The 6,546-nt window shown below is 70.0% G+C and carries 5 protein-coding genes and 1 rRNA gene; 3 read left to right on the top strand and 3 right to left on the bottom strand.

Annotated features, from left to right (window positions below):
- A 16S ribosomal RNA gene (locus BMY07_RS31200) occupies positions 1-195 on the bottom strand; the annotation flags it as partial.
- A 677-nt stretch (positions 196-872) separates the two neighbouring features.
- On the opposite strand from BMY07_RS31200, the gene BMY07_RS31195 reads away from it, so the two are divergent.
- Both BMY07_RS31195 and BMY07_RS31190 read left to right on the top strand, forming a co-directional pair.
- Positions 873-1,442: a snapalysin family zinc-dependent metalloprotease gene (locus tag BMY07_RS31195; protein ID WP_092786524.1), complete on the top strand. Its 570-nt coding sequence runs from the start codon at positions 873-875 to the stop codon at positions 1,440-1,442.
- 120 nt (positions 1,443-1,562) lie between these two features.
- The gene (locus BMY07_RS31190; RefSeq protein ID WP_092786488.1) at positions 1,563-2,444 is read left to right on the top strand and encodes a hypothetical protein; all 882 of its coding nucleotides are present in this window, start codon (positions 1,563-1,565) and stop codon (positions 2,442-2,444) included.
- Positions 2,445-2,492: 48 nt separating this feature from the next.
- Here BMY07_RS31190 and paaZ read toward each other — a convergent pair whose 3' ends face one another.
- Positions 2,493-4,520 (bottom strand): phenylacetic acid degradation bifunctional protein PaaZ, encoded by a 2,028-nt coding sequence (gene paaZ / locus BMY07_RS31185; RefSeq protein WP_092786486.1) that lies wholly within the window; start codon positions 4,518-4,520, stop codon positions 2,493-2,495.
- A 425-nt stretch (positions 4,521-4,945) separates the two neighbouring features.
- Between paaZ and BMY07_RS31180 the strand changes: the two genes are divergently transcribed.
- Positions 4,946-5,662: a S1 family peptidase gene (locus tag BMY07_RS31180; protein ID WP_092786484.1), complete on the top strand. Its 717-nt coding sequence runs from the start codon at positions 4,946-4,948 to the stop codon at positions 5,660-5,662.
- A gap of 49 nt (positions 5,663-5,711) precedes the next feature.
- Here the strand turns inward: BMY07_RS31180 and BMY07_RS31175 are convergent, their stop codons facing one another.
- A complete protein-coding gene (locus BMY07_RS31175; protein ID WP_092786522.1) occupies positions 5,712-6,362 on the bottom strand; it encodes an HNH endonuclease family protein in 651 nt (216 codons plus the stop codon).
- Positions 6,363-6,546 lie beyond the last annotated feature (184 nt).

Here is a 6,546-nt window from a genome sequence, read left to right as displayed (position 1 = left end):
CCACACCATGCGGTGCAGGGTCATATCCGGTATTAGACCCAGTTTCCCGGGCTTATCCCAGAGTATGGGGCAGATTACCCACGTGTTACTCACCCGTTCGCCGCTCGTGTACCCCGAAGGGCCTTACCGCTCGACTTGCATGTGTTAAGCACGCCGCCAGCGTTCGTCCTGAGCCAGGATCAAACTCTCCAAAGATGCTTTAAGAGTTATTGCCTGACAAAAAGACACCAAACTGGCATCAATTCATCTCAAAGGAACCCACAAATGGGGTTCAATCATTCAAGCTCTACTGGCTTAAATCGGCACACTGTTGAGTTCTCAAACAACACACGCACATCCGAATCAACCGCCACCGAAGGGCGACCTCATCCGAGGCTGGTTACCGCTGAAGTTCTTGTGTCCGCTCCGTTCCGGTTTTCCCGGCCCGTTCCGCTGACAAGAAGAAAGTTACACGGCCGCCAACGCGGGATCAAATCGGGGGTCCCCTAGCGCCAACGCAACCCCGGAAACCCTTGCGCCCCAACACATCCGGCGCAATCACCAGCGCCGGGCCCGCAAACCGCCCGACACGGGCCACGACCACCCCGGAAGGGGAGTTTCCGCTGATCACGATAGCCGCGCGGACACCCGTCGTTCACTTATGGAGCTTCCCCGCCCTGGGAAAGTCAAACCCTGTGATCGCGGTCACTATTGCACTGGATCTCCAGGAGCACCGAGTACCCATGGTCACGGGGCACCGCGTCGACCGGGTGCCCCGTGCGTTGAGCAGCGGCAGGTTCGACGTCGTCGCCGTCCCTTCGGCGTGGCCGACCGCATGGCAACCACCCGGGTTCGACCCGTCCCGGCGGGTCGCACAACACCAGGAGATACCCATGCAACGACGAACGCTCGCGTTGATCGCGGCGAACGCCTTCCTCGGCGCCGCCGTCGTGGTCGGGGTCGCCACCCCGGCCACCGCGGCCCAGGACTCGGCGGCACTGGTCACCACCCTGACCTACGACGACTCCGGCGCCAGCCAGTACCGCACCGAGATCGCCGCGGCCGCGGGCATCTGGAACGCGGCGGCGCCGAACGTCAAGCTCGTGAAGGCGACCTCGGGCCAGCGGGTCAACATCCGCATCGTGTCCGACCCGGGCTGGCCGCGGGCCACCCTCGGACCGGTCCGCTCCACCGGATCGGCGCAGGTGTGGTTCGGCAAGCAGGCCGTCGACCAGGGCTACAACAAGACCCGCATCATCACCCACGAGCTCGGCCACAACCTGGGCCTGCCCGACAACCGGACCGGGCTGTGCTCGGACCTGATGTCGGGCAGCTCCGCCCCGGTCAGCTGCGCGAACGCGCAGCCGAGCGCCGCGGAGCGGGCCAGGGTGCAGCGCAACTACGCGACCGGGATCGCGGCGAACCAGCAGCCGCTGACCGTCGTCATCCACGACGCGGCCTGATCGAGCACCGACGGCGGCCGTCCCCACGAGGGGGCGGCCGCCGTCGCACATCCGGGGTGAACCGGTCCGGCCCCGGCCCCGTGTGGGATGCGTACCTTCGATCCCCACGGGAGACACCCGATGCGCAAGCTGATCCTGACCGTGTCCGCCATCGCCCTCGCCGCAGGCCTTGCCGCGTGCGGTCAGGAGCAGGCCGTCCCCGGCGCGGCCCAGTCCGCCGCCCGGTCCACAGTGGACATCGAGCCGCGGGCGGCCGCCGTGGCGCTGACCGCGGGCCTGGCGACCGCGGAGTCCGCCGAGGTCGGCGCGTTCGTGACCGATGGCGACGGCCGTTCGCTCTACCGCTTCGACAAGGACACCGCGAAGCCGCCGACGACCGCGTGCGCCGGTGAGTGCGCCACCGCGTGGCCGCCGGTGATGGTCGAGGACCCGATCGCGCTGCAGGTGACCGGGATCGACCAGGCGCTGCTCGGCACCATCGAGCGCCCGGAGGGCGGCAGGCAGCTGACGATCGCGGGTTGGCCCGCCTACCGCTTCGCCAAGGACGTGGCGGCCGGTGACCTCAAGGGCCAGGGCGCGGGCGGCACCTGGTTCGCCTTCCAGCCGGACGGCAAGAAGGCCGTGGCCAAGACAGCGGAGGCGGCCAAGACGGTGCCGCTGACGGTGATGAAGGTCGGCAAGCTGGGGCAGATCGTCACCGACCAGGCGGGTATGACCCTGTACCGGTTCGACAAGGACACCGCCAAGCCGTCGACCACGACCTGCGCCGGTGACTGCGCGGTCAAGTGGCCGCCGGTGCTGCTGCCCGACGGCGCGGCGGTCGCCGGGCTGGACCCGTCGGTGGTCGGCAGCGTGACCAGGCCGGACGGCAGCAAGCAGGTCACGGTCGGCGGCTGGCCGGTCTACCGCTTCTCGGGCGACAAGGTCCCGTGCGACACCAACGGCCAGGGTGTCGGCGGCACCTGGTTCGCCCTGGACGCGACGGGCGCCAAGGTCAAGTAGCCCCTGAACGGCAGGAGGCGACCCCGCCCGGGGTCGCCTCCTGCTCTGTCAGGACTTGGCGACGAGGGTGAGCACGTCGTAGCGGGCGGCGGAGGTGCCGTCCTGCTTGGTGACGTCGGCGTCCCAGCGGACCTCGCCGTACTCGGCGTTCTCCCTGGGGATGATCTGCTTGGCGGTCAGCGTCACCGTCAGCTCGTCACCGGGGAACACCGGGGTGGTGAACCGCAGGTTCTCCAGGCCGTAGTTGGCCAGCACCGGGCCGGGTTCCGGGGAGACGAACAGGCCCGCGGCGAAGGAGACGATCAGGTAGCCGTGGGCGACGATGCCGCCGAAGAACTCGTTGGCCGCGGCCGCCTCGGGGTTGGTGTGGGCGTAGAAGGTGTCGCCGGTGAACTCGGAGAAGTGGTCGATGTCGGCCTGGGTGACGGTACGGGGGCCCGCGGTCACGCTGTCGCCGACGCGCAGCTCGGCCAGGGACTTGCGGAACGGGTGCACGTCGCCCTCGGCGCGGGGCGCGCCGGGGACCCACTCCCCCGTGATCGCCGCAAGCACCCGGGGGCTGGCCTGGATCGCGGTGCGCTGCAGGTGGTGCAAGACGCCGCGGATGCCGCCCATCTCCTCGCCGCCGCCCGCGCGACCGGGGCCGCCGTGGATAAGAGCGGGCAGCGGGGAGCCGTGTCCGGTGGACTCCTTGGCGTTGTCGGTGTCGAGCACCAACAGCCGGCCGTGCCACGGCGCGACGCCGAGGGTGACGGCGGTGGCGAAGTCGACGTCACCGGTGACGATGGAGCCAACGAGGCTGCCCTGGCCGCGCGCGGCTAGCGCTACCACCTCGTCGACGCCGTCATAGGGCAAGAGGGTGCTGACCGGGCCAAACGCCTCGACCTCGTGCGGTTCGGCCCGGCCGGGGTCGTTAGCGCGTACGAGCAGCGGGGACAGGAAGGCGCCACGCTCGGAGTCGGCGTCGACGGTGTCGACCCGGTCGAGGTTGCCGTAGACGAGGGTGCCCGCGTCGGTGAGGGCGCGGACCGAGCGGCGGACCTCCTCGCGCTGGTCGAGGCTGGCCAGGGCGCCCATCCGGACGTCCGGGTTGGCCGGGTTGCCGATGGCGATCTTGGCGAGGCGGGCGGTGACGGCGTCGGTCACGGCGTCCAGCAGGCCGCTGGGCACGAACGCGCGGCGGATGGCGGTGCACTTCTGGCCCGCCTTGACCGTCATCTCGGCGACGAGCTGCTTGACGAACAGGTCGAACTCGGGGGTGCCGTCGGTGGCGTCGGGGCCCAGGATCGAGCAGTTGAGCGAGTCGGCCTCGGCGGTGAACCGCACGGAGTTGGCGATGACGACGGGGTGGCCGCGCAGCTTGCGGGCGGTGCCCGCCGAGCCGGTGAAGCCGACCAGGTCCTGCGGGGTGAGGTGGTCGAGCAGGTCGCCCGCGCTGCCGCTGACCAGCTGGAGGCTGCCCTCGGGGAGGGCGCCGGAGGCGAGCATCAGCTCGACCAGCCTGGCGGTGACGTAGGCGGTCTGGCTGGCGGGCTTGATCAGGCTGGGGACGCCCGCCAGGAACGCGGGGGCGAACTTCTCCAGCGGTCCCCACACGGGGAAGTTGAAGGCGTTGATCTGCACCGCGACGCCGTGCAGGGGGGCGGCGATGTGGCGGCCGACGAAGGTGCCCTCGCGGCTGAGGCGCTCGACCGGCCCCTCGGCGAGGACCTTGGCGTTCGGGAGTTCGCGGCGCCCCTTGCTGCTGTAGGTGAACAGGACGCCGATACCGCCGTCGATGTCGACGAGCGAGTCGCGCTGGGTGGCGCCGGTGCGGGCGGAGAGGGCGTAGAGCTCGGCCTTGTGCTCGGTGAGGTAGGTCGCGAGGACCTTGAGCAGGGCGGCGCGCTGGTGGAAGGTCAGCTCCCGCAGCGCGGGCCCGCCGATCCGGCGACCGTGCTCGAGCGCGGCGCGCATGTCGACGCCGTCGGAGGAGATCCGGGCTACCTCGTCACCGGTGACCGCGTCCAGCAGCGGGGTCCCGTCCACGCCGGGGGTGTGCCATCGGCCGGATACGTAGCTGCGCAGCAGCGCCATCGGGGTCGACCTCCTGAGTCGATCGCGGACGCGGCCTCGTCGCCGCGCCCCGCGAGCCCGATGCTAGTGGCGGCGGACCCCGCAGGCGGCCGGGCGCGAACCCCGTCACCCCCGCGCGGCCGACCGGGCGAATGTGGAAACACATTCACGCAATCCGTGGGTCGTCGTTACCAATTGCCAATTCGGTGACTGTGAACGTGGTGGGAACATCCGACCCTTGCGATTAGCCGGTTTTGGGTGAAAAAGTGACTTCCGGACGGTGTGACGGTCCGAGTGCGCACAGTGCCAGGCCTAGCTGACCTGGGGTTCCCCTGAGCGCGCCTGCCGGATCGGGTCGCCGTCGCCAACAGTCCACACGGGGCCGACTCTGTGGACGATTCCCGATTCACCCCTGCCGCGGCCTCGGCCGCAGAATCGAGAAACGCATGAAGAAGACCAAGTTCGCTGTGGCGATCGCCAGTGCCGCGCTCGCGGTGCTGGCCGCGGCGCCGACCTCGTCGGCGGCGCCCGCCGGTGACCCGGTGCAGACCCCCGCCATCATCGGTGGCGGTACGGCGAGCAACGCGCCCTGGGCGGCGCGGCTGTTCAGCAACGGCCAGCAGTCCTGCTCGGCGACCATCATCGCCCCGCAGTACATCCTGACCGCCAAGCACTGCGTGGCCAGCGGCACGATCAGCTTCCGGGTCGGCAGCCTCGACCAGACCACCGGTGGCACCACCGCCAACGCCTCGCAGATCTACCGGCACTCCGCCTCGGACCTGGCCATCGCGCGCCTGGACCGCAGCGTGTCGGCGACCTACGCGCCGCTGGGCACCACCGCCGACGCCCGCGTCGGCCAGCAGGTCCAGGTCTACGGCTGGGGCGCCACCTGCACCGGCCAGCCCGAGATCAACTGCCAGTCGCGCTACCTCAAGGTCGCGACCGTGCAGGTGACCTCGACCAACGCGCGCGACGCCTACAACGGTGTCGCCGTGCAGGCCCGCCGGGTCAACGGCATCACCGCCGGTGGCGACTCGGGTGGCCCGATGTTCGGCAACGGCCGCCAGATCGGCGTCGCCTCCACCAGCGACCGGCAGAGCATCACCAACTACACCTCGGTGGGCTCGTACCGCAGCTGGATCCAGAGCATCGCGGGCGTCTGATCCAGACCCCGTAGAGGGCCGCGACCACTGGTCGCGGCCCTCTCTCTCGTTACGGGCAGGTGTTGAGCATCCGGGTCAGCTCGGCGAGCTCCACGTCGTCCACGCTGAGCTGGTACTTCGTCTTCACCGCGACGTAGCCGGTGGCGTAGTCGCACCAGTACTCGCGCATCGGGCGCCACTTGCCGGGGTCGCCGTCGCTCTTCTGCTGGTTGGAGCGCGCGGACACCGCGACCAGGTTGATCGGGTCGTTGTAGTAGGCCTTGCGCTGGGCGCCGGTCCAGTCGCGGGCCCCGGAGCGGGCGGCCTCGGCGAGCGGCACGATGTGGTCGATCTGCAGGTCGGCCGGGTCCTTGGTGGTGACCCCGTCGTAGCGGCTGGTCCAGCAGAAGGCCTTGGGGCAGGTCGACTTGCACCTGCCGTCCACGGTCTCGCCGTCGCCGTCGCGCACCAGGATCTGCTCACGGGTGCTGCAGCTGTTGGCCCGGTCGGTGACCCACTCGCCCCACTCGTCGCGGTTGTAGTGAGCGCCGGTGTCTTCCGGGCGGGGTTGGCCCAACGCGGCGAGTTGGGCCTGGTGGTTGCCTGCCGCGCCGGGGGCCGGTGCGGGGACCGAGGTGCCGCCCGCGCCGAGCGCGTTGGGGTCGCAGCCGGTCAGCACGAGGGTGGCGAGCACGGCCAGGGTGGGGACAACGGAACGCATGATCACTCCCGAGATGCAGGATTGACTGCATACATTCCATTGATCATCTCCCGATCCGGGGAGGCGCGCCGAACAGCGTTGCGTGACATGCGAAGGCCCCGTCGGCCGCAGGGGAGCCGACGGGGCCTTCACTACCCGGGCGAACCCGGGGGCTTGGTTTGTACCCCGCCATGCCAAGCCCGAA

The organism is Actinokineospora terrae (genome assembly GCF_900111175.1).
Classification (GTDB): Bacteria; Actinomycetota; Actinomycetes; order Mycobacteriales; family Pseudonocardiaceae; genus Actinokineospora; species Actinokineospora terrae.
Note: the sequence above shows the minus strand (reverse complement) of the source record. Positions and strands in the feature narration are given on the sequence as shown.

Coding starts and splice junctions, on each gene's coding strand:
- BMY07_RS31195 (WP_092786524.1), top strand. CDS start 873: ATGCAACGACGAACGCTCGCGTTGATCGCGGCGAACGCCTTCCTCGGC.
- BMY07_RS31190 (WP_092786488.1), top strand. CDS start 1,563: ATGCGCAAGCTGATCCTGACCGTGTCCGCCATCGCCCTCGCCGCAGGC.
- paaZ (WP_092786486.1), bottom strand. CDS start 4,520: ATGGCGCTGCTGCGCAGCTACGTATCCGGCCGATGGCACACCCCCGGC.
- BMY07_RS31180 (WP_092786484.1), top strand. CDS start 4,946: ATGAAGAAGACCAAGTTCGCTGTGGCGATCGCCAGTGCCGCGCTCGCG.
- BMY07_RS31175 (WP_092786522.1), bottom strand. CDS start 6,362: ATGCGTTCCGTTGTCCCCACCCTGGCCGTGCTCGCCACCCTCGTGCTG.